This window comes from Microbacterium sp. RU33B, from assembly GCF_900155915.1.
Classification (GTDB): Bacteria; Actinomycetota; Actinomycetes; order Actinomycetales; family Microbacteriaceae; genus Microbacterium.
In genome coordinates this window covers 325230-350794 of the sequence record NZ_FTPO01000001.1, presented here as the reverse complement: position 1 = coordinate 350794, position 25565 = coordinate 325230, and the positions used below count along the sequence as shown (strand labels likewise).

Annotated in this window: 19 protein-coding genes and 3 tRNA genes; 4 read left to right on the top strand and 18 right to left on the bottom strand. The window is 67.6% G+C overall.

The genetic code is table 11. The features are described from left to right. Positions 1 to 173 precede the first annotated feature (173 nt). From B0B14_RS01635 to B0B14_RS01625, 3 genes are read right to left on the bottom strand one after another with little or no spacing between them, the layout of a single operon-like run. Entirely contained in the window at positions 174 to 1148 is a 975-nt protein-coding gene (locus B0B14_RS01635) for a hypothetical protein (RefSeq protein WP_076679673.1), read from the bottom strand. Beyond that, entirely contained in the window at positions 1145 to 2299 is a 1155-nt protein-coding gene (locus tag B0B14_RS01630) for a sensor histidine kinase (protein WP_076679672.1), read from the bottom strand. The genes B0B14_RS01635 and B0B14_RS01630 overlap by 4 nt, the downstream gene beginning before the upstream one ends. A gap of 7 nt (positions 2300 to 2306) precedes the next feature. Further along, entirely contained in the window at positions 2307 to 2930 is a 624-nt protein-coding gene (locus tag B0B14_RS01625) for a response regulator transcription factor (RefSeq protein WP_179085250.1), read from the bottom strand. Between the two features lie 452 nt (positions 2931 to 3382). On the opposite strand from B0B14_RS01625, the gene B0B14_RS01620 reads away from it, so the two are divergent. Further along, positions 3383 to 4036 carry a COG1361 family protein gene (locus tag B0B14_RS01620; protein WP_076679670.1) on the top strand — a complete coding sequence of 218 codons (654 nt, stop codon included), beginning with the start codon at positions 3383 to 3385 and terminating at the stop codon, positions 4034 to 4036. Positions 4037 to 4052: 16 nt separating this feature from the next. Further along, positions 4053 to 5753 (top strand): LamG-like jellyroll fold domain-containing protein, encoded by a 1701-nt coding sequence (locus B0B14_RS01615; protein WP_076679669.1) that lies wholly within the window; start codon positions 4053 to 4055, stop codon positions 5751 to 5753. A gap of 186 nt (positions 5754 to 5939) precedes the next feature. Here B0B14_RS01615 and B0B14_RS01610 read toward each other — a convergent pair whose 3' ends face one another. From B0B14_RS01610 to B0B14_RS01570, 9 genes are all read right to left on the bottom strand, one after another. Next, positions 5940 to 7385, bottom strand: coding sequence for a hypothetical protein (locus B0B14_RS01610; protein WP_143733600.1), 1446 nt, complete (start codon positions 7383 to 7385; stop codon positions 5940 to 5942). A 573-nt stretch (positions 7386 to 7958) separates the two neighbouring features. Further along, positions 7959 to 9053 (bottom strand): hypothetical protein, encoded by a 1095-nt coding sequence (locus B0B14_RS01605; RefSeq protein ID WP_143733599.1) that lies wholly within the window; start codon positions 9051 to 9053, stop codon positions 7959 to 7961. 1285 nt (positions 9054 to 10338) lie between these two features. After that, positions 10339 to 11352 carry a LacI family DNA-binding transcriptional regulator gene (locus B0B14_RS01600; RefSeq protein WP_076679666.1) on the bottom strand — a complete coding sequence of 338 codons (1014 nt, stop codon included), beginning with the start codon at positions 11350 to 11352 and terminating at the stop codon, positions 10339 to 10341. 653 nt (positions 11353 to 12005) lie between these two features. Continuing rightward, on the bottom strand, positions 12006 to 12983 hold the full coding sequence (locus B0B14_RS01595; protein WP_076679665.1) for a nucleoside hydrolase: 978 nt from the start codon (positions 12981 to 12983) through the stop codon (positions 12006 to 12008). After that, positions 12980 to 13822 (bottom strand): PfkB family carbohydrate kinase, encoded by an 843-nt coding sequence (locus B0B14_RS01590; RefSeq protein ID WP_076679664.1) that lies wholly within the window; start codon positions 13820 to 13822, stop codon positions 12980 to 12982. Before B0B14_RS01590 ends, B0B14_RS01595 begins: the two co-directional genes overlap by 4 nt. Further along, a complete protein-coding gene (locus tag B0B14_RS01585) occupies positions 13819 to 14724 on the bottom strand; it encodes a nucleoside hydrolase (RefSeq protein ID WP_076681209.1) in 906 nt (301 codons plus the stop codon). The genes B0B14_RS01590 and B0B14_RS01585 overlap by 4 nt, the downstream gene beginning before the upstream one ends. Positions 14725 to 14760: 36 nt before the next feature. Next, a complete protein-coding gene (locus B0B14_RS01580) occupies positions 14761 to 15627 on the bottom strand; it encodes a carbohydrate ABC transporter permease (RefSeq protein ID WP_076679663.1) in 867 nt (288 codons plus the stop codon). A 2-nt stretch (positions 15628 to 15629) separates the two neighbouring features. Continuing rightward, the gene (locus B0B14_RS01575; protein ID WP_076679662.1) at positions 15630 to 16523 is read right to left on the bottom strand and encodes a carbohydrate ABC transporter permease; all 894 of its coding nucleotides are present in this window, start codon (positions 16521 to 16523) and stop codon (positions 15630 to 15632) included. A gap of 29 nt (positions 16524 to 16552) precedes the next feature. After that, positions 16553 to 17812, bottom strand: a complete 1260-nt coding sequence (locus tag B0B14_RS01570; protein WP_179085248.1) for an ABC transporter substrate-binding protein — start codon at positions 17810 to 17812, stop codon at positions 16553 to 16555. A gap of 192 nt (positions 17813 to 18004) precedes the next feature. Here B0B14_RS01570 and B0B14_RS01565 point away from each other — a divergent pair, with 192 nt between their 5' ends. Then, entirely contained in the window at positions 18005 to 19027 is a 1023-nt protein-coding gene (locus tag B0B14_RS01565; protein ID WP_076679660.1) for a LacI family DNA-binding transcriptional regulator, read from the top strand. Between the two features lie 703 nt (positions 19028 to 19730). On the opposite strand, the gene B0B14_RS01560 is transcribed toward B0B14_RS01565, so the two are convergent. The 4 genes from B0B14_RS01560 to B0B14_RS01545 form a co-directional block, all read right to left on the bottom strand. Then, positions 19731 to 19804, bottom strand: a tRNA-Met gene (locus B0B14_RS01560). A 35-nt stretch (positions 19805 to 19839) separates the two neighbouring features. Beyond that, a tRNA-Thr gene (locus B0B14_RS01555) sits at positions 19840 to 19911 on the bottom strand. Positions 19912 to 19981: 70 nt separating this feature from the next. Then, the gene (locus B0B14_RS01550; RefSeq protein WP_083710259.1) at positions 19982 to 21469 is read right to left on the bottom strand and encodes a M23 family metallopeptidase; all 1488 of its coding nucleotides are present in this window, start codon (positions 21467 to 21469) and stop codon (positions 19982 to 19984) included. A 163-nt stretch (positions 21470 to 21632) separates the two neighbouring features. Beyond that, positions 21633 to 22436, bottom strand: coding sequence for an inositol monophosphatase family protein (locus tag B0B14_RS01545; protein ID WP_076679659.1), 804 nt, complete (start codon positions 22434 to 22436; stop codon positions 21633 to 21635). Positions 22437 to 22496: 60 nt separating this feature from the next. Here B0B14_RS01545 and B0B14_RS01540 point away from each other — a divergent pair, with 60 nt between their 5' ends. Beyond that, positions 22497 to 24068 carry a phytoene desaturase family protein gene (locus B0B14_RS01540; RefSeq protein WP_076679658.1) on the top strand — a complete coding sequence of 524 codons (1572 nt, stop codon included), beginning with the start codon at positions 22497 to 22499 and terminating at the stop codon, positions 24066 to 24068. 101 nt (positions 24069 to 24169) lie between these two features. On the opposite strand, the gene B0B14_RS01535 is transcribed toward B0B14_RS01540, so the two are convergent. Together B0B14_RS01535 and B0B14_RS01530 are read right to left on the bottom strand one after the other, a co-directional pair. Then, complete coding sequence (locus B0B14_RS01535) at positions 24170 to 25378, bottom strand: hypothetical protein (protein ID WP_143733598.1); 1209 nt, start codon at positions 25376 to 25378, stop codon at positions 24170 to 24172. Positions 25379 to 25469: 91 nt separating this feature from the next. Further along, positions 25470 to 25551, bottom strand: a tRNA-Tyr gene (locus tag B0B14_RS01530). Positions 25552 to 25565: the final 14 nt, after the last annotated feature.

Sequence of the window (25565 nt, the reverse complement as noted above, 5' to 3'; positions counted from 1 at the left end):
GGACAGATCCGCGCGCACCGCACCTCGAGCGCTTCAACTCTCAAGCACGCCGGGTCGATGGACTCGCTCGAGGGAGCGAAATCCCCCGATCGTGGGGGGGTGGCGCACACCGCACATGCGGATCACGCCAGAGCCGTGCGAGGCCTCGCACAGAGGGCGACGGATGCGCACTCTCAGGCGGATGCCTCCCGCGCGAACGATCTCCGCACGACCCCGTCCTCCGTGTTGATCACCAACGACACCGCCTGCTCACGACCGGGCGGAAGGGCACGAATGATCGCGCTGCCGGATCGGAGCGGTCGGAGGAGATCGGAGATGCTCCGTGCGGTCGCCTCGTCCAGGCCTGGTTCGTCGCCGGGCTCGCCAAGACGCAGGACGGACACGCCCCTGCTTCGCGCCTCATGGATCGTGGCGTCCAGGAGAGGGTGGGACAGCTGAGGTGCGCGGATGCGGTCGCGGAGCGTGGCTTCCGCCTGCAGCACGCGAACGTAGAGCTCGGGAGTCATCTCGGCTCCTGCGGCGAGGGGCTCGAGGGCCGGCAGCGCGGTCATCGCGACGAAGTCGAGCTCTGCAGCGAGTTCCGCCCTGACCTTCGCCTGCAGGGCCCCGGCTTCTTCCGCGGCGAGCAAGTCCCGTTCCGCACGATCTCGGCGCCGCTGCGTTAGGGCGATCGACCGCAGCCACAGGAGCGAGAGGACGATAGGAACGCCGCTGGAGATCGTCAATGCGCTCGCGTGGGCAGCGGTCTCGGGGGATCCGGACCACGAGACCCATGCCACTGCCAGGGTGACGGCTGAGCCGATGACTCCGGGACCCACCTGCCCGCTCCCGACTTGGACGGCGAGGGCGAACAGGCTGAACAGCGCGACATGGACCGCGGACTGGGGGTCCGCGAAGAGCACCGCGATGACGCCGCACAGCGTCAGATTCGCCGACGCCAGGATGCCCGTCAACCTCGTGTGCGCGCCCCGCGGGTGAAAGCTCGCCGAGATCGCCGTGATCAGCGCCAGAACCGACAGCGACGCGGGGAGTGCGCTCTTGTCCGACGCCGGGAGCAGCGGAATCGCCGTCGTCGCCCACACGACGAACAGCGAAACGCGGATGGCAGTGCTGTCGAAGTAGTGATCGGTCGCGGTCGAGGAGGTCACGGAATCCACGTCATCTCGACCCGCGTCCCGCGGCCTTCGACAGAGCGAACGACGGCATCGCCTCCGACGGCGCGGAGGCGGTTGACGATACTGCCGTTGACTCCCATCCGGTCGAGCGGCACAGCGGCGGGAGAGAATCCTCGACCCCCGTCGTCGACGACGACGCTGATCCCGGTCCGGTCGGCGGTCACGGACAATCGCGCAGGAGCATCTTCTCCCGCATGTCTGCGGACGTTTCGTGCGGCCTCCTTCGTCGCCCCTACGAAGGAGTCTCCGACGTCTCGGGGCACGGAGGACAGATCGAGGGCAACCGAGAAGTGGATGCCGGGATGCTCACGTCGCGCCTGGGCGCAGAGCTCCGCCGACCATGCGCTCGCCGTCCACGGCACCGGAGCCGTGTGCGGCCTGCTGCCGGCCTCGATCGCCGCAAGGGCCTGCTGCGCGCTCTCCCGAATCCGATCACCCACGAGCGCATCGGCGTGCAGGGCGGCGATGAGGGTCGACAGGACGTCATCGTGGATGACTCGCTGGAGGGCGCGCTGCTGTCGACTGCGTTCCGCACGCACGGCCTCCTCTCGCTGCGCCGATCGGGCCTTGCGCTCCAATGCGCTCACCGCGCGGGACCGCGACCGCACTCCGATGATGAGCGTGACGACGAAGATCACCACTCCATCCTCCAGAGCCTGCACGAAAGTGTGCGCGGGGAGGATCACAGGGGGGACGAGCCCGGCCAGTGCGGGCGCGACGTAGATCAGGCCCGCCGTCACTGCGGCCCAGGCGGACGGAAGCAGGAGGGCAGGCAGGGCGACGATCGGCAGCACCAGCCCCGACACGCCGGACACGCCGGCCCACGAATCCTCGTCATGCGCGAACCTCGCGAGGAACGTCGCTGCGGCGCCCAGCACGACGGTGAGCGACCAGCCGAGGATCAGAAGGCGGTCCGGGAGGACCATCCCTGCGGCGGAGAGCACGACGACACCGACGGCGGTGGCGAGAGCGAGCATGATCCACCACGAGTCCCGCTGGATCCAGATCTGCCACATCGCCGGTCCCCAGATCAGGATTCCCGCAGTTCCCCCGATCGCCAGAAGCCATCCGATCAGACGCTCATCATCCTGGATCCGGAACGATTCCTCTCGGACGCGGTCCATCGGTCCGCTACACCAGGCCGTCTTCGATCGCCCGCCGGTACAGATCGACTTTCGTGGATGCCGGCCTCTCCACGGTGGCGTACTTGGAGCGGATGCGTCGGATGTGATCGTTGACGGTCTCTCGGGAGATGAAGAGCATCTTCGCCACGCTCTCAGCCGTCTCGCCCGACGCATAGAGAGCGAGCACCTGCCGCTCCCGTTCGCTCAGGCGGGCGTCCTCCAGGTCGGGATCGGAGTCGAGGGCGGCTGCCCAGTCGGCGGAGGCCGCCTCCTCTCCGCGCGAGATGGATCGAACCGCTTCGATGAGGGTGGAGGCCGAGTCGGACTTCCTGACCATCGCGGTCGCTCCCGCCTGACCTGCCTGACGTACGAGCTGCGGATGCTCGCCCGACGTGTAGGCCAGGATGAGGGCGTCGACAGGCCTGAGGTCCAGGATGTTCTGGCGCGGCGTGGAGCCGTCGGCGAGGAACAGATCGAGGATCACGATGTCCACCGCTGCCTGCTGGCGAAGGAATTCGTCGACGGTCCGACCCGTCGCCACCACCTTCAAGTCGTCTTGACGATTGAGCAGGGCGGCGGTGCCCAGCAGGAGGGCCGGATGGTCGTCGATAATTCCGATCCGAATCGGCATCATGTAACCTTTTCCGCCCGTGCAGGGCTGTTACAGACGGAGACTACTCCTATCCGTGTTCGTACGGGGGCGAGTACCCGGGGAAGAGCGTGGAGGCGCGCTGGGGGCGCGCCTCCACGCTGAGGCGCTGCAGGAGATTCCGTGCAGTCGAGGGCGGCGTTGGGGCGCCGACGCGTCCAGAGTCGTCCGCCCCCGGACCTCACGCAATCCGAGATGCACAATATCCCCGGAAGTGGGGTATGGCCGATCCAGCGCTGGACGGTCCCCACGTCGCCGAGTGGGCGCGGCCGGACGGCGATCCCCACATCTGGGGAGTTTGACGCCGTAGGCGCGAGCCCTGCGCAACCACGCCCATACGCTCAGATGCCGATCGGATGGGGCCGATGCTCTGGAGATCGAGTACCCGGGCGGGAACTCCGCACACTGACGGGGATGAATCTCAAGGAGCAGACATGTCCGAATCCCGAACCTCGACGTCACCCCGCCGCACGCGCGTCGGGCTTCCCGTCGCCATCGCCGGCGCGTTGGCGTCGCTCGTCCTCGCGCTGGGCATCAGTCCGTCGCTTGCGGCGTTCACCGCATCCATCGCGAACACCGTCGACACGGCCGGCATGGGCACCCTGACGATGCAGGAGGCCAATGCCGCAGGAACCGTCCTGTGCAACAGCACCGACGGCGGCTCGGTGTCCACGAATGCCGCGACGTGCACGACGATCAACAAGTACGGCGGCAATCTGGCGATGGTCCCCGGTCAGACCGTGAACACGTCGATCACGATCAAGAACACCGGCACGGTGCCGGCGTCGACCTTCTCACTCACCCCCGGAGCGTGCGCCCAGTCCGCGAACGGTCTCGTCAACGGCACCGCGACAGACCTCTGCTCACGGATCACGGTCGTGGTCACGTCCGGCGCCACCACGATCTACAACGGCTCGCTCGCGGGCTTCTCTGCTGCGGTGAACGTCCTGACGGCGACGGCGGCCAGCTCCGTCCCCGCGGGCGCATCGGTGCCGTTCACCTTCGCCGTCACTCTCCCGGCAGCGCTCGGGAACACCTACGCGGGTCTCCAGGTTTCGCAGCCGCTGACATGGACCTTCGGGTCGTAGTCCACGCGAGACAGCGATGACGACCAAGACCAGATGGCGTTGGGCGGCCGTTGCAGCGGCCCTCGCACTGACGGTCGTGGTCGTCGTCGTGTTCTTCACGAGCGGGTATCGCCCGTTCGTGATCATGACTCCCAGCATGGCCACCGCCCTCCCCGTCGGCTCTCTCATCGTCGTTCAGGTTCAGGATCACTACTCGATCGGACAGATCGTCACCTTCCTCGTGGACGGGAGAACGTTCACGCACCGCATCGTCGAATCGGCGGCGGGAGGATTCACGACGCGCGGCGATCTCAACGGCGCCGTGGACGGGTGGAACCTCCGCCCCGAGAACATCATCGGATCCGTCGTCTGGTCGGCTCGAGGTCTGGGGTGGATCGCGATCAGCCTCCCCTGGCTCGTGATGGGCGCCATCGCCGTGGAGTTGATCGCCCGCGCTCGGATCACCCGCGCGCAGTGGCGGTGGAGTGTCCGCCTCGTCGGAGCGGCGCTCGTGGTCACCGGCGTCGGGCTGTGGCTGCGCCCCTGGTTCAACGTGGAGCTGGTGGGCTGGCGCCCCGCCGACACGGGCGGCGGGGTCCTGATGCACGTCGTCAACACCGGAGTCTTCCCCGTCGACGCAAAGGGTGCGCACCTGGCCAGCGGTGAGCATGCGACGGTCCACGTCACACAGTCGAACGCTGCCGGCATCCACCTCCTGACGCCATCCCCTGACCTCCCCCTCACCGGACAGGTGGCGATCGTCGCGCTGTGCCTGGTGCCGCTGGTCATCGCCCTGCTCGGGCGCCCCCGCGACATCCCCGCCGCCGACGACGTGGTCGACACGCAGGGATCACCCGACCGACGACAGTCTCCCGGCGTGCGCGGGGTCATGCTGGGCGGCATCGCGGGTGCGACCGTCCTCGGGGTGATCCTGATCGCCGTGATGGGTTCGGGTGCGTCGTTCGCCGCCAGCATCCGGAACACCTCCGACACCGCCGGCACGGCAACCTACTTCACCTGTCGCGCCGCTGAGACGGCTCACGCCACCGCGAACACCTACGCGGCGTACGCGATGGGGACGAGCGGGTCGTCGAGCGAACCGGACTTGTCCGGCAACAGTCGCACCGGAACATGGGCGAACAGCCCCGTCTCGTCCGCCTCCTTCGGCTGCGATCGCGACCTGCCTGCGGCATCGTCCACGTTCAACGGCACGTCGCAGTGCCTGTTCGTCCCCGGCGCTGTCGCAAGCCCCAACACGTTCACGCTCGAAGCGTGGTTCCGCACCTCGACAGCGGGCAACGGGAAGATCATCGGGTTCGGAGATCTGGCCAACACTGCCAACGATGGCGCGAACGACCGTCACATCTACATGGATCCCGCCGGGCGGCTGGTGTTCGGCGTCTATCCGGGAGGCGTGGCGAGGATCATCAGCTCCCCCGCGGGCACCAGCTACGCAGACGGACAGTGGCACCACGTCGTCGCGTCGCTCTCCACGGCGGGCATGGCGCTCTATGTCGACGGCGTCGTGCGGGCGACCAATCCGGCGGTGACCACCGGGGAGGTGAACACCACCGGCTACTGGAAGGTCGGATGCGGCAAGCTTCTCGGCTGGGCGTCGGCCTCGGGAGGTGCGTGGACCCAGCCGTACTACTTCACGGGTCAGATCCAGTACGCCGCGATCTACCGGATCGCCCTCACCCCCACTGACGTCCTCAATCACTTCCGAGCGGGCAACTGACCGATCCCCCCGAGCCGCCGTGCCCGGGCACGGCAGCCCCGTCAGACCCACCGGAGGCCACTGCGCCTGCGGCTGCGTCGTCGAGGATCAGGCTTCCGCCCCGACGAGAGCGAGCGGGCTTCTGATCCCCCGAAGCCCGCTCGCTCACTCACGTGTTCCACCGAGACGCGCCGCCGCGCGCAGAAGCTACCTCTGCGCGCCCTCGCCGTCGCGTTCGGACCGACCCTGCAGACGGCTGCGGCGAGAACGCAGGATGGTCATCGCCGCTCCGGCAGCGAGCAATCCGAATGCCGACCACGCCACACCGGGGAGCATCTGACCACCGGTGGCGGCTAGCCCGCCGATCGCGGGGGCCTTCGCCGGTATCGGGGCGGAAGCGGACGGGGAAGCCGGTGAGGGCGCAGGGGTCGGTGCCGGTGCGTCGTATCCCGTGCCGTCGGTGTCGTTCACGACCGCACCCGAGATCTGACCCGTGCCGGTCACCGTGACGGCATCCGCGTGATCTTCGCCGACCGCGACGTCCACACTGCCGCTGACGATGACGGTCTCCCCCGGAGCCAGCACGACACCGGCCAGCGCGGCCGCGACACCGCCCGCTCCCACCACGATCGTCGAACCGTCCGGCAACGCCACCCGCGTCCACCCGACCACGTTCCCCGCAGTCGTCTCATCGGTGAAGGTCACATCGGACAGGGCTTCGTCGCCGGTGTTCGTGAATGAGACCGTCACACCCTGCGCCCCCGCCGCCTCGAGAGCCACGATCTCGCTGACCCCACCCACATCCTCCGCATTCTTCGACACATCGATCGCCGGCGTCGGGAGCAAGCCCTGGGGCTCGAGGTTGTTCATGGCGACACACGCGACCATCACCCCGGAGTTGGCCCCGTTGATCCCTGCTTCGGCTTCCGCAAGTGCACTCCCGAGCTCTTGGAGAATCTGCGACGTGGGCTGCGCCGCGGGGTCGGACTCGTTCGGGTCGACGTACTCAGCATTCGTGTAGACCCCGTCTCCGTTCGCATCCGCGGTGAGGTCACCTGCTTCGCCTGACCACGTCCCCTGCTTGAACGCTCCCGGATAGCTTCCAGGGCTGAGCAGCGTGTCGTTCCACAGCGCCGGCTCCACATCGGCGGGGGTGATCGTGCGAATGGTGAGGTTCTCCCAGATCGAGGTCCAGATCTGGTAGGTGAACTGCAAGGCCACGATCCGCGCCGCGGCGGCATCGGGGTTCCGCTGCATGGCTTCGTCGATCGCGGCGTTGCACTGCTGCTCGATGAAGCCACTGAGGGAGAGACCGTTCGACATTGGGTTCCCGTTGAAGTCAGTCCCGATCCGGGCCTCAGCATTGCGGAGGAAGGCCGCTATGGAGTCCTGTCCCCATCCCTGGCCGGCGGCCGGCAGACCGGTGGCCGGATCATAGGTCGTCGCGACCTGGTCGTAGACGTCGAGGTAGACCCGGCGCTCTTCGTTCGCCGCGCCGCCACCCCCGCCTCCGATGCCGCCACCGGCCCCGCCGGTGCTCGCCTGCGCGACACCCGCGCCCCCGATGGCCACCGCGAACCCCAGCCCGGCGGCGAGGGAGATGGCTAGACCTCTGCGAACCGTGCGCCGACGGCGCGCTGTCTTTCCGCTCATGCGGGAACTCCTTCGTGGTGCCACATCGGGCATGTGGCTCACCCACGAGACGTCGCGAGCGCGAGTTCATGACACCGCGCGCGCGAACACCCCCATATCTGGGGGTCAGGTCGCAGGACGCGCAGATCGACAGGGAGGACGGAGGCGCCGTGACAGCACGTCGACGCGCTTCGGGAAGCCTGCCTGCAACCAGAAGAACCCCAGCAGGACTGGGGTTCGAATCTGTAGCGGGAGCGGGGCTTGAACCCGCGACCTCACGATTGCGGAATCGAGATCTCGAACCTGAAAAATAGCTGTTCAGGAGAGATTTCTTCGCAGACTCTACCGGTCCCTACCGACTCCAAACAGGACCGATATCGCCCATTTTCGCCCCAAACCGCCCCGCGTCCTGCTCTGCCGATAGGTGACTGCCGTCGCGCCGAGACGGAGGGATCATTCCGCGTCACCGACGAGGACCGATGCTACGAAAGTAGGCAGCATCGGGGCGAGATGAGGTAGGCACCGGCGCCCCGATGTCGTCCGGCGTACCCCAGCGCTGTGCGGGGAGTGCTGGCGGCGAGGCCGTCACTGCCGTCATCCCGAGTGGAGCCTGGGCTTGAGGAGCGAACCAGAGGACTTCCAGATGACAGCGTCGGTCACGTAGTGGGTCAAATTCAGGTACACAAAAGCGAGGGCCGAGAAGAGCAGCGGCTGCCCGGGCGTGCCCCAGGTCTGATCGAGCCACCCGGGTAGTCCACGAGTTGCCACTATGCCGAGGCAGGCAGCGACGACGACGACGTAGAACCACGTGACGAGGCCGGGGATCCCTTCGCCTCCAGCACGGTTGCGCTCAACCCTGTAGCAGCACGCGAGGTACTGCAACGCGTGAACGAGGGAGAATGCCAACGACGCCGCGGCGATCTGTCCGATCGGTGCGATCATCCATACGACGATGACTGCGTAGGGGGCCACCATGAGTCCCGTCGGCCGGACCCCTCGTGACCAGACTCGGAGATATACGGCCACGACGGATGCCACCGCGATCCAAGCAGCCGCTTCAAGACAGGCGAAGACGGCTCCGTTGAGGATCGCGGGGCCTACTTCGAACCCGAGATAGCCAATGCCTCCCTGATCCGAGAGAAGTGGTCTCAGACCTACGAGCCAGATGGGATACACCGCTAGCCGCAGCGCGCGATTTTCCCATGGTTGAAGAGACGCCTTCGCGTACGAGAACCCGATGCGTGCGACGCCATAGGACTGGCGCACGAAGTGGAAACCGGACGTGATGAACACGGCGGAGATGAGGAACGACGTCACTGACTGGACGGCCGCGACTCCTGCGCTCGCAGCGACAATCGCGATCCCTACGGTGACGACGGCGAGGACGAGGGGAAAGAGGCCGAGCGCAATCGGATGCTGCCGGAGCGCACGTGCGCCATCGGCATAGCTGAGACGGTACGACATTGCGAAGTGAGCGGCCTGAACCGCGGTGGCTGTCCACAGCAGCGCCGTCGAGTTGTTCAAGATCGCAACGGCGGGCGCGGGTGCGAATACTGCGAAGGCCCAGAGACCGACACCCAACCAGCCGACAAGAAGCCCATCAGCCCAGGGATGAACGAGAGATGGCTTGCTCGGCTCGCCAACACCTGCGCTGCGAGGAGCGGAAAGTGAGTCTATGGCGTCCATCACGGGCTATGCGCGGACAGCGCACTCGAGGTGCGCGTGCGCTCCTGTCATGCGACTGTTCATCGGTGGATCCGCGCCCGTCGGATCAGCACGACGCCACTCGCAACCAGCGCTGCCCCTGCTCCGGCAACTGCTATTGCGATTGCCAAGGGCGCACCTCCCGTCCGCGGCAGCTCTTCTCCCCCCGCGATAGGACTCTCAGTAGCTGCCTGTGTCGCGTTGGGGTCTGGCGTCGTCGAGGGAGCGGCATCTGTCGTCGTAGGACTCGGTGTCGGCGCCGTCGGTGTCGGTGTGGGCGTGGGCGTCGGATCGGCGGTATTTGTGACCTCGATGCGAAAGTCTTCTCCGGTTGCCGTCACGCCTTGAGGAAGCGGCAGCGATCCACTGATCACCACCCCCTCGGGCGGCAGCGAACTGCTGAAACCGGGTGCCGCGCTTTCAACGACGGTGAATCGACACTCCTTTAGTTCGGGCGGGTCGGTACTTCCGTCCGAAGTGAGGATGAAATCACTTGTCGCCGAACCGCCAGCTGCGGGGACGCTCAACGTCCACACGCCTTCCGGTTGGTACAAGGACGCAGGGTTGTAGCCAACGCAATATCGCGGATCCCGCGTGATCGTGAAGGTCCACGAGCCCTCCGCTGGCGCTGCGCCGACCACCGTTTTGACCACCGTGAACGTCGACGCTGGGATCGAGATGTCGCCCACCGAGATCGCTGAGTTCAAGAGGCCCGCAGATCCCAGCGACACGGTTCCGCCGACCAATGCGAGCGCGATGCCCGACCGCAGCAGAACTTTCCTTGTCCCCGTCCGATCGGTCAACGGACACCCAGCCGGTACCAGACAGCCCTATCGGACGACATCGTGACGCGCGCTCCGAACACTCGAGGACCGTGTGACCCCAGCCGCTCCCCGAACCCCAATGAATCCTGCATGCACAAGATCATAGGCGCAGCATCGAGCTTCCATCAACCCGCGTTGATCAGTCGGGGACGGAGCCTCGACACGATGCAATGACTCGATACGGCACAACTGCGTCAAATTCTGCGACTCAATGTTGAAGCATCCGCGCTTTTCTCAACGCGAGTTGATAGCTCATAAGGCAACGATCGGTGGCGACGTGGCGCGCCTAATGATGACCGGCTTGGCGGGTCCAGAATGAGCCGACGGCCGCCCAGCTCTTCTTCAACTGGAGACACAGATGGCATGCTGGTCGGGGCGGGGCCAACGTGCTGCGTCCGCGCTCGACGAGCTCACGAAAATGCGCGCGTCAAGCCCCTGGGCGCAGGCTAAGGAGTTCGGCGCGGCGCGGCTGTCGACGCGCGCACGATCAGCGCGGGCGCCGAGATGTGATCGCTGTCGGAGATGGCGGTCGGATCGAGGACGGCCTCAACGGCATCCCTGGCCATCTTCTCGATCGGCACCCGCACGGTGGTCAGCGGCGGCGCGGCGAACTCCGATTCGGGGATGTCGTCATAGCCGACGACCGACACATCTTCGGGGACACGGAGACCCGCCTCGCGCAGCGCGCGCAGCACGCCCATGGCGATCAGGTCGGAGCCGGCGAAGACCGAAGTCGGGACCTCGTCGGCCAGAATGTCGCGCATGCCCTCGTATCCCCCCTCCCGCGTGTACGGCACGACGCGGAGGGGCCCTGGATCCACGCCGCGACGCCGATGGGACTCACGCCACGGTCCGATCCGGACGTCGACGGGCGACTGTCCGCCCACGAAAGCGATCCGACGGTGACCGAGGCCGGTCAGGTGGTCGAGCGCGAGCCAGGAACCCGCTTCGAAGTCCATGTCGAAGCGCGGCACGCCGGGGATCGGGTCGAGGGAGTCGAGTTGGACGATGCGCGTCCGCATGCGCGTCGCCGCTCGCACAGCCTCGGGGAACATGTGCGTCGTGACGATCACGCCCCTGAGCTGGCGCGCCTCCATCGCCTCGAGGTGACTGAGCGTCTTCGAGCGATCCTCGAGAGTGCTCGCGGTGATGAGGCTGACGCCGTGCTGTTCGGCCGCGCGCTGCACAGTGGCGGCGATCGAGTTGTAGTACGGGTTCGTGATGTCGTGGATGATCAGACCCATCGTCTCGATCACCCCGAGGTTGAGCGCGCGCGCAGCGGCGTTGGGAGAGTAGCCCAACTGCGCCACGGCTTGGTGGATGCGCTCCGCCGTCTCCGCGGCGACCTTGCGCGGTCCGCCGTTGAGCACATAGCTCACCAGTGCCGGGCTCACCCCAGCCAATCGAGCGACATCGGCTCGCGTCGCACGGCGCGGCTCGCGCGGATGCCCGCTGTCCATCCTCGAACGCCTTCCCGAGTTGCCCCGCTCCACACTATCCCCCGCCAGCAGTCCAAACAGCAGGCCGGTCGGAAGTGCGACTGCGCCCGCGACTTCAGGGCGCGTCACAGCGCAACACCGAGCTTTCCGGTCGCGCTTCGCGAGCAGGAAGGGCGTAGGCCGGCTCCCAGAGGATCCCCAACCATTGGTCACCAGCCAAAATCTCGACGTCTCCTCAGACCGCTTCGGATCTGACCTCTACAGCATCTCGGCAGCGCTCGACCTGCCAGGACGCGCATCTCAGGCTGGACATCACGGTGAAACTGGGACCAGATGCCCTGCGGGCGAATGCGGCCAACTCTGTTCACCTGTCCGCTTGTAGATCCTCGCCCGAACTCGGCGACGGTAATCGGTTGTCCGCCGAAACGTCGGCGATCGCGAAGGCAGCGTCCGGCGAGAGCATATCCACGAGCTATGCCGGACACTCTTCGAGGAGTTCGCTATCTGCTCTTGCAGGAGGGGATCGGACACGGCATCCACACTGAAGTAGGTGCAAACCTAGCCCCTGTCACTAGCGAGAATATGGCTCGTGTGTCGGAGTGCGTAATGAGCGTGGCGAGTATGGAGCCAGGCGAAAAGCACCGATCGCGCTCCGCTCCGAGACGCCTCACACGTCAGCGAGGAGGCCGACCCGGCCAGTTGTGAGATCGGACTCGATCGAGGAGGGTCTCGAACGCGCTCCCGGCTACCCCGTTGACGATGCGGCGCGACCGGTGGGGGCCCGCCTCTCCGTAGCGGGTAGCAACGGAGACCGTTCGGCCGCGTTCCTCGCCTTGCGTCTCGACCCGGACATCGGCGGGCTCATCGGCTGATGTCACAGTGATCGCGTCCGCAGCGATGATCGCCGCGAGAGGGTCGTGGAGTGCGCATTGGCGCACGCCGTAGACGTCGGCGTAGAAGTCGAGGTACGTGTCGAGCATCCGGCTGAGGTACGCCGGGATGCGGCCGGCAACCTGTGCGAGTGCGTGGGCGTCGGCCTCCGTGAGCACATGGTGCATCGTCACGTCGAGCGGGACCACGTCGATGCTCCAACGCGTCGAGAACACGCGGTGGGCGGCCTCGGGATCATTGTGGATGTTTGCCTCGGCAACGGGGGTGACGTTGCCGCGGTGCGCGAACGCGCCTCCCATCACGATGACTCGGGAGACGTGTTCGACCTCTTCGGGACAGGACTCGGCGAACCGGGCGAGGTTCGTGAGCGGGCCGAGCGCGAGAACCCGCAACTGGCGGCGATGCGCGTGCGCGAGGTCCGTCATGAGCTCGACGGCCGTGCGCGTGTCCGGCGCGAAGTGTTCTGCCGTCAGCCCGAATCCCCCGACGCCGTCGTGGCCGTGGACGTGGGGCGCTCCCCCGGCGAACGTCCCCGCAATAGGGTGGTGCTCGCCGATCGCGACGGGGATGTCGACGCGTCCGGCGGCTTCCAGCAGGGCGATGGTGTTCGTCGCGGCGCGGTCGGCCGCCACGTTTCCCGAGACGGTTCCTATCCCCACGATGCGCACGCGCGGTTCGGCGAGCAGGTAGGCCAGCGCCAGCGCATCGTCGATCCCCGTGTCGCAATCCACGTAGACCGGGATCGCGTCGAGCGCGGTCATGCGTCGGCCGGATAGTCGGAGAGCACACCCAGCGCCGGTTGCGATCGGTGGTCGGCGACGGCCGCCGCACCCACCGCGCACGCTCGTCGCAGCGCAACGAGAGGATCGTCTCCGCAGATGAGGCCGAGTGTGAGCGCTGCGGCGAAGGAGTCGCCCGCTCCGACGGTGTTGACGACGGCACGGGCGGGGGCGGACGCGCGGGCGATCTCCTCGCCGTTGCGGAACAACACGGCGCCTTGCGCTCCGAGTGTCACCGCGGTGAGCCGGGCGTCCCGCAGGTCGGGCAGAGCGGCGTATTCCGTCTCATTCACGATGAACAGGTCGACCCGGTCGCGAAGAGCGGCCGAGAGCGCGGCGGCCGGCGACGCGTTGAGTGCGAAGAACCCGTCCGTGCGTGCGACGACGTACTCCACCACCGCGGCGGGGACCTCCAGCTGCGCCAATACTGCCGTGTGCGGGTCGACGGTGATCTCGGCGACGTCGATGTGGCCGTTCGCGCCTGGGCAGACGACGATCGAGTTCTCGCCGGCGGCGTCGACCACGATCAGAGCCGTTCCCGTAGGCTCCGGTGCGCGCTGCACGCCCGAGATCTCGACGCCGGCGTCTTCGAGCGACGTGATCATCGCCGCTCCGTCATCGTCGTCGCCGACCGCTCCGATGAGCCGGACGGCGGCACCGAGGCGCGCGGCGGCAACTGCTTGGTTCGCCCCTTTGCCTCCGGGTTGGCGAGCGAGCGAGCCGTCGGCGACGGTCTCTCCGGGGCGGGGTGCGCGTGACACGTGGGCGCTGAGGTCCAGGTTGATCGCCCCGACCACCGTGAGTTGTGCGGTCGTCGTCATCGGCTGAGACCCGCCGCAGAGCGGCTGCCGCTTCCGCGGATGATTCCGTCGACGATGGCCGCCGATACAGCCTCCGCGTCGATCTCCGCTGCGAGCCGAGAGACGCCGCGCCCGGGCTCGAATCGGCTGACGCCTTCATCATCGCCCTCAGCCACGGAGATGGTTCCCATCGGAGTGAACTCGAAGAGATCCGGGCGGGTCAATGTGAGGACTGTCACGGGGTCGTGCGGCACGTTCCATGCGGTGTCCCAGAACTTCCACCATTGCTCGATCTCGGCTTCGATGAGCCGGCCGACCTGTCCCGCCTCCGCGATGCGCGCGAGTTCGTCCGACCCGATGTTGATCCGGCGGGTGATCTCGAGGCCTGAGACGGTCGTGGGGATGCCCGACGCGAAGACGGTCCTGGCCGCGACGTCGTCGCTGCGGAAGTTGTGTTCGGGCTCGTCGTCCGTGAACGAGCCGCCCATCAACCACAGATGACGCACCGAGCGACTGAACCGCTCGTCGGCCGCGATGGCGGCCGCGATGTTCGTGAGGGGACCGATCGCCATCACGTCGATCTCACCGGGGGCGGCGATCACCGTATCGACGAGGAAGCGGACCGCGTCGTCGGAGTCGTACGCCTCCCGCGTGAGATCACCGTGCAGGACGCCCTCATGCCCGGCCCACCACACCTCCCGACCGGAGAGCGGCGCGACCAGACCCGCGTGCACGGGGACCTGGCGTCCAGCCTTGCCGAGGACGCTGCGGGCGATTCGTGCGCGAAGCCGCGTGTCGCCGTAGACCGTGGTGACGCCGACGAGATCGATCTCCGGGGTACCGAGGATGAGCACGAGCGCCAGGAGATCGTCGACATCGCTGCCGATGTCGGTATCGAGGATGACGCGGTGAAGTGCAGGCACGGAGCCCACCCCTTTCGTGATGTCTGACACGGTGACCTACTTGAGACCGGTCGTGCTGACGGACTGGATGAAGTAGCGCTGAAAGCCGAGGATGATCGCCAGCGGAATGAGCACGAGCACCATGGATGCCGCGAAGAGCACGCCGTAGTCGACTTGGAACTGGCCCTGCAGGTTCGACAGTGCGACCGGTCCGAGGATGTGATCGGCATCCGTCCCCATCAGAAGCGGCCAGACGTAGGCCTGCCACTGGAAGAGGAACAGCATGAGCCCGGCGCCGATCAAGGCCGGTCGCGAAAGCGGGAGGTAGATCCGGCTGAAGATGCCCCACCAGCCCAGACCGTCGAGCCGGCCCGCTTCGACGAGCTCTTCGGGGATGGCCAGGAAGAACGTGCGCAGCAGGAAGATGGCCATCCCGTTGCCGATGCCGGGGAGAATGAGCCCGACGAAGGTGTTCTGCAGATTCCAGCCGCGGAACATGTCGGCCAGCGGGATGGCGATCGCGTCGAACGGGATGAGAAACGACAGGATGACGACCGAGAACAGCGCCGTCCGCCCGCGGAATCGGAACGCGGAGAGGGCGAACGCGGCGGTGGCGCACACGGCCAGTCCACCGACGACGGTGACCAGGCTCACGAACAGCGAGTTGAGGATGGCCCGGCCGAGCTCGCTGTCCAGGAGAGCCAGATAGTTATCGAACGTCGGGGTCAGCGTGAAGAAGGTCTGCCACTGCAGTGGATTGAGGTAGCGGAAGGTTTCCGCCCCTGGCCGCAGCGAATTGATGAACGACCACCAGAGCGGAACGAAGAAGGCGACGCCGACGGTCACCGCGAGCAGTGTCGTCCAGATGAAGAGGACGGCGCGGCGCGGGATGCCGCGACGACGTGGGATGTCTACGCGGGTCATGGTCAGTCTTCCGCTCTCAGAAGTCGGAACTGGATGGCGACCACGACGACGGTGATCAGCACGAGGATCATGACTTCCGCCTGTGCCTTGTTGATGTCGCCGAACGTGTAGGCGCGCGTGAAGATGTCGTACATCAGCAGGTTGGTGGACCCGTTGGGCCCGCCCTTGGTGAGGATCTGCACCGGCGCGAAAACCAGGAGGTTCGACACCGTGTCGGCGACCAGGACGAATGCGAGCGGCCGTCGCACGAGGGGGAACGTGATCGACCACAACTGCCGCCACGAGGAAGCGCCGTCGAGAGATGCGGCCTCGTAGTAGGAGGTCGGGATGTCGTTGATCCCGGCGATGAGGAACATCATCCAATAGCCGACGCCGATCCAGGAGAGCAGGATCATGATCGACAGCAGCGCCTGCTGCGGCGAGGTCAGGAAGGGCTGGGGCGGGATGCCGAAGACGGCGAGGAACGCATTCGCCAGCCCGTCCGGGCGGTAGATGACGCTCCAGATGACTGCGGAGACCGCGGGAGGAACGGCGATCGGCAGAATAACCAGAGAGCGCCACACGCGAGATCCGGCGGCGCGCTTGGTGAAGAGCACGGCCAGCAAGAAGGCAGCGGCGATCTGCAGCGGATTCACGAGCAGGGTGAAGAGCAGCGTTACGCCGATGGAGTTCTGGAAGTCCGGGTTGGCGAACAGCTCCAGATAGTTGCCGAACCCGGCGAACGTGGTGCCGCCGAGCAGCGTGGTGCGGAACAGGCTGTCGACGAACGCCACCACCGCGGGGGCCAGGCGGAGCACCACGAGCGCGACGAGCGCCGGCAGAAGGAAGAGGAGCGCGACCGCGGCGGGTCCGGACAGCACCCGACGTGCGCCCCCGCGGGTTCGGGGTCGGCCCATGGCCGCCCCCGAACCCCGGAGGACCGCGCTCATCGGAGCTGACTCCAGGCATCCTCGATCTGCTGCTGAGCCTGCTCGAGCCGCTCGACGACATCGGATCCGTTGCGGATGTCGCCGAACGCCTTATTGATCAACGACTCGAACTGCACGTAACCGACCGACACCGGTCGGGCGACCGCGGTGTTGTCGATCTCGTAGCCGATGAGGTCCGCGACGCCGGCACTGCTCGCACCTCCCAGGGCCTCGAGCTTCGGCAGATACTGTGCGGCGGCATCCGAGTTGGCCGGGATGATCGTCTGCACCTCCGTCGTGGCGAGGTTGCCGGCAGCGTCGAGGGCGGCGAATTCGAGGAACGTGCGCGCAGCATCCTTGTTCCTGGAGGCGGAGTTGATGCCCCAGGACCATGAGCCGGTCGGGGTGACCGCGTCGCCGCCGTCGAAGTAGGGATGCGGGGCGATCCCCCAGGTGAAGTCGGCATTCGCCGCGAAGTTCCCAACATCCCACGGTCCGCCGACGAAGAACGCCGTCTTCTGATCGGTGAACACTGCACTCGTCTGGAATCCGCCGACGCCGCGCGGCGAGAAGCCGGAGGCGAACGTGTCGGAGTACCACTGCATGGCCTGCACCCACTGGTCGTTGGTGACGTCGACGGTCAGCATGTCGTCACCGGAGATTCCGGAACCACCCCCGAGCGACTCCATCAACGGCTGGAGCTGGTAGTAGGCCTCGACCTGTTCGAAGAGGAACCCGGACTCCATTCCCGCCGCCTGCGCCTTCTCACCGGCCGCCTGCAGTTCGTCCCAGGTCCAGCGATCCGCCTGGTCGACCGACGGCGCCTCGACCCCAGCCGTGTCGAGGATGTCCTTGTTGTAGAAAAGCATCTGGGTCGAGTTCCAGATGGACAGTGCGTACATCTTGTCGTCGTAGATGTTGATCTCATACTGAGCAGGCGAGGTCGCTGCTTCCGCCTCTTCCTTGAGGTCGCTCAGATCCTCGAGGAATCCCTGCGCGGCGATCTGCGCGAGATTGGGCTGGTCGACGGCGAAGACATCGATCGTCTCGTCCTTCGCGGAGAGTCGCTGCTGAAGAGTCGTGGCGTAGGTGTCGAACGGCACCTGGGAGTACTCGACGCTGATGTCGGGGTACTCGGCCTCGAACGCCGCGATCACAGGCTCGAAGACTGCGGGGTCTTCCGGCCCGAGGAACTGCACGGTGCCCGTCGCCGAGGCACTGTCGGTGCTCGCCTCAGGGTCGGTGGAGCCAGCGCACCCGGACAGTGCGAGGATCATCGCGGCCCCTCCCAGGGCCATCGCTGCTGGTCGCTTCATAACTCGGAACTCCCTCATGCTCGGAATCATCTATGCGGTTAGACGATGCGGTTAGATGGACTGTAGCGGGTAGGAATCGCCGCGCACAAGTGTTTCTTGGGCACAGTCTTCTTCCTGTAGCGTCATCGATATCTACACGGTTAGGAGAGTGTTGTGGCCACAGGCAGAGACGTCGCCGATCGCGCGGGCACGTCGACCGCGGTGGTGAGCTACGTGTTCAACAACGGGCCGCGCAACGTCGCCCCCGCGACGCGTGAACGGGTACTGAAGGCCGCCGCCGAGCTCAACTACCAGCCCAATGCACTCGCGCGCGCTCTCAGCTTCGGCAAGACCTCGTCGATCGGTCTCATCGTCCCCGACATCGCCAACCGGTTCTTCGGCGAACTCGCACGCGCGCTCGAAGAGTCGGCCGCACAGCGCGGCAACCTCCTCCTGATCGGGGACTCGGGCCTCGACCCGGAACGCGAACGGTCCCACATCTCGGCTTTCGTTGAACGTCGGGTCGATTCCGTCGTGCTCGTGTCGGTGATGGATGAACCCGATTTGACCCCGTTCACGCGCGGAGAAGTGCCGGTTGTGACACTGCACCCGGTCGATCCGGGGCAGGGCGTGTCGTCGATCTCCATCGATTACGTCGCTGCCGCCGAGACCGCAACGCGCCACCTGATCAGCCACGGATATCGTTCGATCGCCCTGTTCAACGGCCCGGGAGACTCCGCGGGCTCCCGCCAGCACCTCGACGGATTCAACGCGGCGGTCGACTCCAGCCCCGAGACGATCTCGACGATCCACCTTCGCAGTCAGATCGCTCGTGGCCACGCCGCGCAGGTCGCCCTGGATGCCCTCGCCCGCACGGACCGGCCCCGCGCCGTCTACTGCTCGACGGACGAACAGGCATACGGCGTGCTCTTCGCGTGCAATCGCCTCGGCTTGACGGTGCCGGACGACGTTGCCGTGACCGGCTTCGACGGAACCGATCACTCCGCCTACTCGATGCCTCCTCTCACGACGATCCGGCAGCCCGTTCCGGAGATGGCTGAGCGCGCCATCGAGCTGCTGACCGCCGGCGGACTGGGGGCGCCGGTCCACGAGTCAGCACAGTTCGAGTTGGTGCTGCGCGAATCTTGCGGACCGCACGAACCCTCGGCGGCCTCCCTCAACCGCCACTCTTCGTGAAACGACGGTCGGGGGTGCAGCGATCCTCCCGGCCTCATGCCGCCGGGAGCCGCTCCCACAACCGAGTCAGTTCCACGAGGTGCACGGCAGCCCCACCGGACCAAGCGCCAATGCTGCGCCTCGCCGCCGCTGCGTACCGCGGCGAAGCCATGGACGACTGGACGCAGATGTCCTCAGCCCTGAACGGCTACGTCGCTCAGGTGACGCAACTCATCCACACAGACGCGCACACCACAAGGTGAAACCGACGACCGCCAGAGCTGCCGGGGTCACCCTACAGACAATCGATGTAGCACCTCGCCCTCGCGTGGACCGACGCTGCGCCACGTCCGAACTTGTCGATGATCACGTCGCGACCTCCGACCTCCGACCTCCGACCTCCGAGCAAGGTAGGCGCTCCCCAGATTCGCTGACTCAGGAATCAACGAAAGCGACTGGTTCGAAGCCGCGCCGACCGGGCTCCTCGGTCTCGAGGGTGCAAAGCTCCACCGAACGTGCGTGCCCATCGGCGAGAGCATGGCGCGCCCACCCCTTCCGCTGTCGCCGGAAGGGCCAGCGGCAACCGGTAGGACGGCACGCCGAATCACTCGAATCCGCATTTATGGCCCAATTGTGGCCACAGCAGCCCGAATCGGCGGAACCGGGACGCTGTGGAAACTCCGTGAAATCCGTGTGATTCCGCGGAATCCGGAGAAGAGATCTGTAGCGGGAGCGGGGCTTGAACCCGCGACCTCACGATTATGAGTCGTGCGCTCTGACCAGCTGAGCTACCCCGCCACGAAGCATCCGGATCGAGACGACCGGGTGTTCCGAGCCCCGAATCAGGATCGAACTGACGACCTCTTCCTTACCAAGGAAGTGCTCTACCACTGAGCTATCGGGGCGTGCCACCCGCACGCGGGCAACTACAAGAGGATATCAGAGCCGGGGCATCCCGCTGAATCGAGAGTGACCTCAGCCGAGCGAGTCGCGCCCGGCGTTCTGACGCAGCCACGCGATCGGGTCGATCGGCGTCGTGCCTCCCGCGAGGATCTCGAAGTGCGTGTGCGCACCGAACGAGTGCCCCGTGTTGCCGGTGCGCCCGAGGTACTGGCCGACCTTGACGGTGTCGCCCGCCTTCACCTGCAGCGAGCCGTTGAGCATGTGCGCGTAGCGGCTCGACACCAGTTCGCCGTCGATGACGTGATCGATCAGGACGGTCACGCCGAAGCCGCCGCCGCTCTCGGTCGCGATGCGCACGGTTCCGTCGGCGATGGCCTGCACGTGCGCACCCTCGCCGGGAACGAAGTCGGCGCCGTTGTGCATGCGGCCGTCACGCATCACGAAGCCCCACGTGATCGCGACACCCACGGCGAAGGGCCACTGGATCGCGGCGCTCATGTCGTTGACGTAGAAGTCGGAGGGACGCGCGATCGCGAAGTCCGAGGCCACCTCGGCCATCGAGGCCGTGACGTAGCTCTCGGTGCGGTCGAGCGTGCCGCTCTGGATGTCGGAGGGGGTGACGTAGGCCTGGATCTCGGACGAGTCGACCGAGACGCTGCCGCTCGCGGTCACGACCTCCGACGTCTTCGCGGTGAGGTTCGTCGTGGCGGGCGTGCCGTCGCCGGCACCGATCGCGGCGACCGCGGCCGCCGGGGTCGTCATTCCGACGGCGAGGAGACCGACGATGCCGAAGACGCCGATCGAGAACGACGCGGTGGAGATACGGCGGAAGGCGCTGCCGCGGCGCGCGCGGCGGGGAGCGACATGCGGAGTCTGGGCGGACTCGCCCGACGGCTCGTCGGACGTGGCGGAGGCGTCGCTCTGCACGGGGGTCTCGCCGGTGAAGGAGAAGAGGCGGGCCGCGGCTTCGAACTCGTCGACCCCGGATGCCTCCGGCTCGGCCTCGGCGGCGGATGCGGACGGGGTGTCTTCCGCCTCGTCGCCGGGAGAGAGCATCTCGAACGGCTCGGCGGGCGTGAGCACCGGCTCGACGAGGTGTTCGGCGAGGGGTTCGTCGGCGGCGATCGCGGTCGGGACGTCGACGGCGGGAACCACATCGATCACCGCGTCGACCTCGGGAACCACGTCGTCGAGAAGGACGGGCTCGGTCACCGCGGCGGACTCCGGGTCGACGTGCGTCTGCTGCGGCCCGGTCGCGATGCGCTCCAGGCGCGCGGCGCGACGGCTGGAACGGGCGGGCGACGGACGATCGGCGGCGCTGACGGCATCGGCGGCGAGAGCGGAGACGATGACGTGCGCGGCGATGGCGGCATCCGTCACCGGAACGGCAGCGTCGACCTCGCCCGAATGGTCCCCGGCTGCGGCGGCGGTCTCGATCGAGCGGCGACGCAGCGCGGAGCGCGATGCTCCCGGGGTCTCCGTCGATGCCGCAGACGCGGCAGAGGATCGCCTGGAGCGGCGCGTGGGCGCAGCAACAGCCTCGGGGGCTTCGAACGTCAAGACAGAGGGAGCTTCCGGTCGTGTCGCGTGGGGGGCGCGACGTGTCGGGCAAACGAACTCAGGTATCACCTCCGCCGATCGGGGGGCGAAGGTAACGAACGGGTAAACACTACCGGGTTCAGTCTGAGAAAACCCAGAACGGGGCGTCGTGCGACGCGATATATCAGTGTGTGTCGCCGATCGCCGCCGCCAGCAGCGTCTCGTAGAGCGCCGGCGGCGCCGCGATCGTCATCGCGTTGCCGGGCCTCCCGCCCTCGGAGCCACCCGTGATCCCGCCTGCTTCGCGCACGATCAGAGCACCCGCGGCGTGATCCCACGGCTGGAGGCCGCGCTCGAAGTAGCCGTCGAGACGGCCGGCCGCGACGTAGGCGAGGTCGAGGGAGGCAGCACCGATGCGTCGCAGGTCGCGGGCGAGCGGCATCACGCGGGCGACGCGGGCGAGATCGCCCGCATGCGTCGAGGGGTCGTACCCGAATCCGGTGGCCAGCAGCGCACCTGCCGGCCACGGCTCGGCGTTGACCGCGATCCGCTGGTCGTCGAGCCACGCGCCCTCGCCGATGGTGGCGTGGAAGAGCTCGCCCATGGCGGGGTTGAACACCGCCCCGGCGATCGCCTCCCAGGTCGCGGGGGCGGGCTCCCCCGTGACCGCGGCGATGCTCACCGCGTACGCGGGAATGCCGTAGGCGTAGTTGACCGTCCCGTCGATGGGGTCGACGACCCATGTGATCCCGCTGACGCCGCGCTCTGCTCCGGTCTCCTCGCCGAGGAATCCGTCATCGGGTCGCGCCGCCGACAGTCGCGCGCGGATGAGGTCTTCGACCTCTCGATCCGCCTCCGTGACGATGTCGGCGAGCGCGGACTTCGTGGCCGCGATCGCGACCCCCTCGGTGCGGCGCCGGCGTGCGAGCTCGCCCGCCTCCCGGGCGATCTCGAGCGCCAGCGTCGTGAGGTCGTGTGCGAGAGCCATTCCCCCACGCTATCCCCGCCGCTCTCCCGCTGCCGCCGCCGCGGCGGCTACCGTGGGCGCATGGACTCGACCCTCCGCCCTTCCCGCTACGACGTCGCGATCGTGGGGGGTGGGCACAATGCACTCGTCGCGGCCGCGTACCTCGCACGCGCCGGCAAGAGCGTGGTCGTTCTCGAACGCCTCGATCACGTCGGGGGCGCGGCCGTGTCGGAGCGGCCGTGGGTCGGAGTGGATGCCCGGCTCTCGCGCTATTCCTACCTCGTGAGCCTCCTGCCCCGAACGATCGTCGACGACCTCGGCCTCCGCATCGACCTCACCCGTCGTCGCTACTCCTCGTACACGCCCGACCCCGGCGACCCCACACGCGGGATCCTGATCGACACGAAGGATGCCGAAGCCACCGCGGCATCCTTCCTCCGCACGACGGGTGACGCGGAGGAGGCCGCGCGGTTCGCGGAGTTCTCCGGCCGCATCGGCCCGCTCGCCCGCGTGCTGTTCCCGACGACGACCCAGCCTCTGCGACGCGCGTCGGAGGTGCGGTCGGCTCTCGGAGACGACGCCCTGTGGGACGACGTCGTGGAGCGCCCGCTCGGTGAGACCCTCCGCACGTCGCTCCGCACCGACATCGCCCGTGGCATCGCCCTCACCGACGGGCTCATCGGCACGTTCTCGTCGTCCGACGACGAGAGCCTGCGCCAGAACCGCTGCTTCCTCTACCACGTGATCGGCGGCGGCACCGGCGACTGGGACGTGCCCGTGGGCGGGATGGGACGCGTCACCGCCGAGCTGGAGCGCACGGCCCGAGAGGCGGGTGCGGAGCTCCGCACGAACGCCGAGGTCACCGCCGTCCGTCCGGACGGCGAGATCGAGATCGACGGCGGTCTCGTGCAGGCACGGCTCATCCTGAGCGGAGTGGGAGCGGCGGTCCTCGAGCGGCTGCTCGCGAGGCCGGAACCGGATGCCGAATCTCCCGAGGGCGCTCAGCTCAAGGTCAACATGCTGCTGAAGCGCCTGCCCCGACTGCGTGACGCCGAAGTCGCTCCGGAAGCGGCGTTCGCCGGCACCTTCCACATCAACGAGACGATGACCCAGCTCGACGCTGCGCACACGACCGCGCAGGGCGGCGGCATCCCCCATCCCCTGCCTGCCGAGATCTACTGCCACTCGCTGACCGATCCCACGATCCTCGGACCCGAGCTGCGCGCGTCGGGGGCGCAGACGCTCACGCTGTTCGGCCTGCAGGTTCCGCACCGCCTGGTGGCGGATCAGTCGCCGGATGCCGCGCGTGCGGCGCTGCTCGCGGCGGCCGAGGCGTCGCTGGACTCGGTGCTCGCCGAGCCGATCGCGGACTGCCTGTACGAGGCGCCCGACGGCTCGGCGTGCATCGAGGCGCGCACGACCGCCGACCTCGAGGAGTCGCTCGGCATGGTCGGCGGCGACATCTTCCACGGATCGCTGAGCTGGCCGTGGGCCGACGACGACGAGCGACTCGATTCCCCTGCGGAGCGGTGGGGCGTCGCGACGGCCCACGAGCGCATCCTGATGTGCGGATCGAGTTCGCGCCGGGGCGGTGCGGTCAGCGGGCTCGGCGGGCACAGTGCCGCGATGGCAGCCCTCGAGCTGCTCGACTGACGCGCGCGGCGAGCCCCGTGGCCGTCGGTGTCCCACTTCCTGCGGGTGGGACGACCCGGCACCCGCACGAAGTGGGACATCGAGACCGGGTCGGCGGGCGGCTAGCTCCGCGGCGGAAGCGGGGGCGGTGGCGGATAGCCCTGGTAGCCCGGGGCGGACGGCATCTGCGGCGCGGGCTCGCCCCACGGGATCTCCGGTTCGGACCGACCCCACGTCGCCGGCTGAGCACTCCATCCCTGCTGCTGCCCCAGATCGCTCCACGCCTGCGCGTGCGCCGCGGGATCGTGGGGGGCGGGAGGCTGCGGCTGCGCCGCGTCGAGCTGCGGCTGCGGGGCGGGAGGCTGCGGCTGCGCCGCGTCGAGCGAGGGCTGCGGGGCGGACCACTCCGCGGACGGGGACGGATGCTGCGCCGGCTCGGGCCACGCCGCCGCGGCGGGCTCGGGCCATCCTGACGGGGCGGGGATCGCGACGGGAGCCGTCGGCGCGATCGCCTGAGCGGTCGCGGTGGGATACCCCGTGTAGTACGCGTTCCAGTCCGGGCTGCCGTCGTAGAGCATCGGCAGCGGCGTCACACCGTCGGCGTAGGTGGGCCACGGCTGGAGCGCGATCTGGGCCGCCCAGGGATCGACCGGCGGCGCCGGGGCGGCGGGCCTGCGCGGGGCGAAGAGGGCGTTGACCAGGGGCACGAGCGCCGTGCCGACGGCCGCGAGGATCGCGAAGGCGACGACCCAGCGCCAGTACGTGTCGCTGAAGGTCAAGAAGTCGTCGAACGCCAGGGAGAAGACGAGCATGAACGCGAGGATCGCGACGAGGGCCACGGTGGTGATGGTCACCACCGTCGTGAAGGTCGAGATGTTGCGCTGGTACGCCTTCACGTACAGCCGCACCTGGAGCACGGCGAGCTGGAGGATCAGCACGATCAGCAGGAACGAGAGGAACCGCCCGAATCCCGATCCGTACCCGAAACCGAAGCTGCGCTCCGGCATCCAGATCAGGAAAGCCCCCAGGAGGAGCGTGACGACCCACACGACCATGCTCGTGAGGGCGAACCACGGTGGGCGCCGCGCGGCCAGTCGTGCTTCGAGGATGGCCACTCCCGCGAACGCCGCGAGGAGGAGGATCGTCAGGAACGCGCGGCCGATCAGACCGTTCTGCGAGCCGATGAGCACCCAGACGACGCAGACGATCGCCGCCGCGATGAGAGCGCCGATCGCGACCCAGATCGCGACGCGGATGAGCGTCGACTCCGAGGCCGCCTCGGGCTGCCTGCTGTACTGCACCTCGGTCATGAGGATCCCTTCTCCTGCCACGCCCATCCTGACACGGAGGCGGCCCGGCCGGTGAGGGCCACGGGAAACAGGAGAGGGCCCCGCGATGCGGGGCCCTTCATGATCCGGTCCGTGGCGAGTGAGGGATTCGAACCCCCGAATGCTGAGCAGTCTGATTTACAGTCAGATCCCTTTGGCCGCTTGGGTAACTCGCCAGGTGCGCACCCGC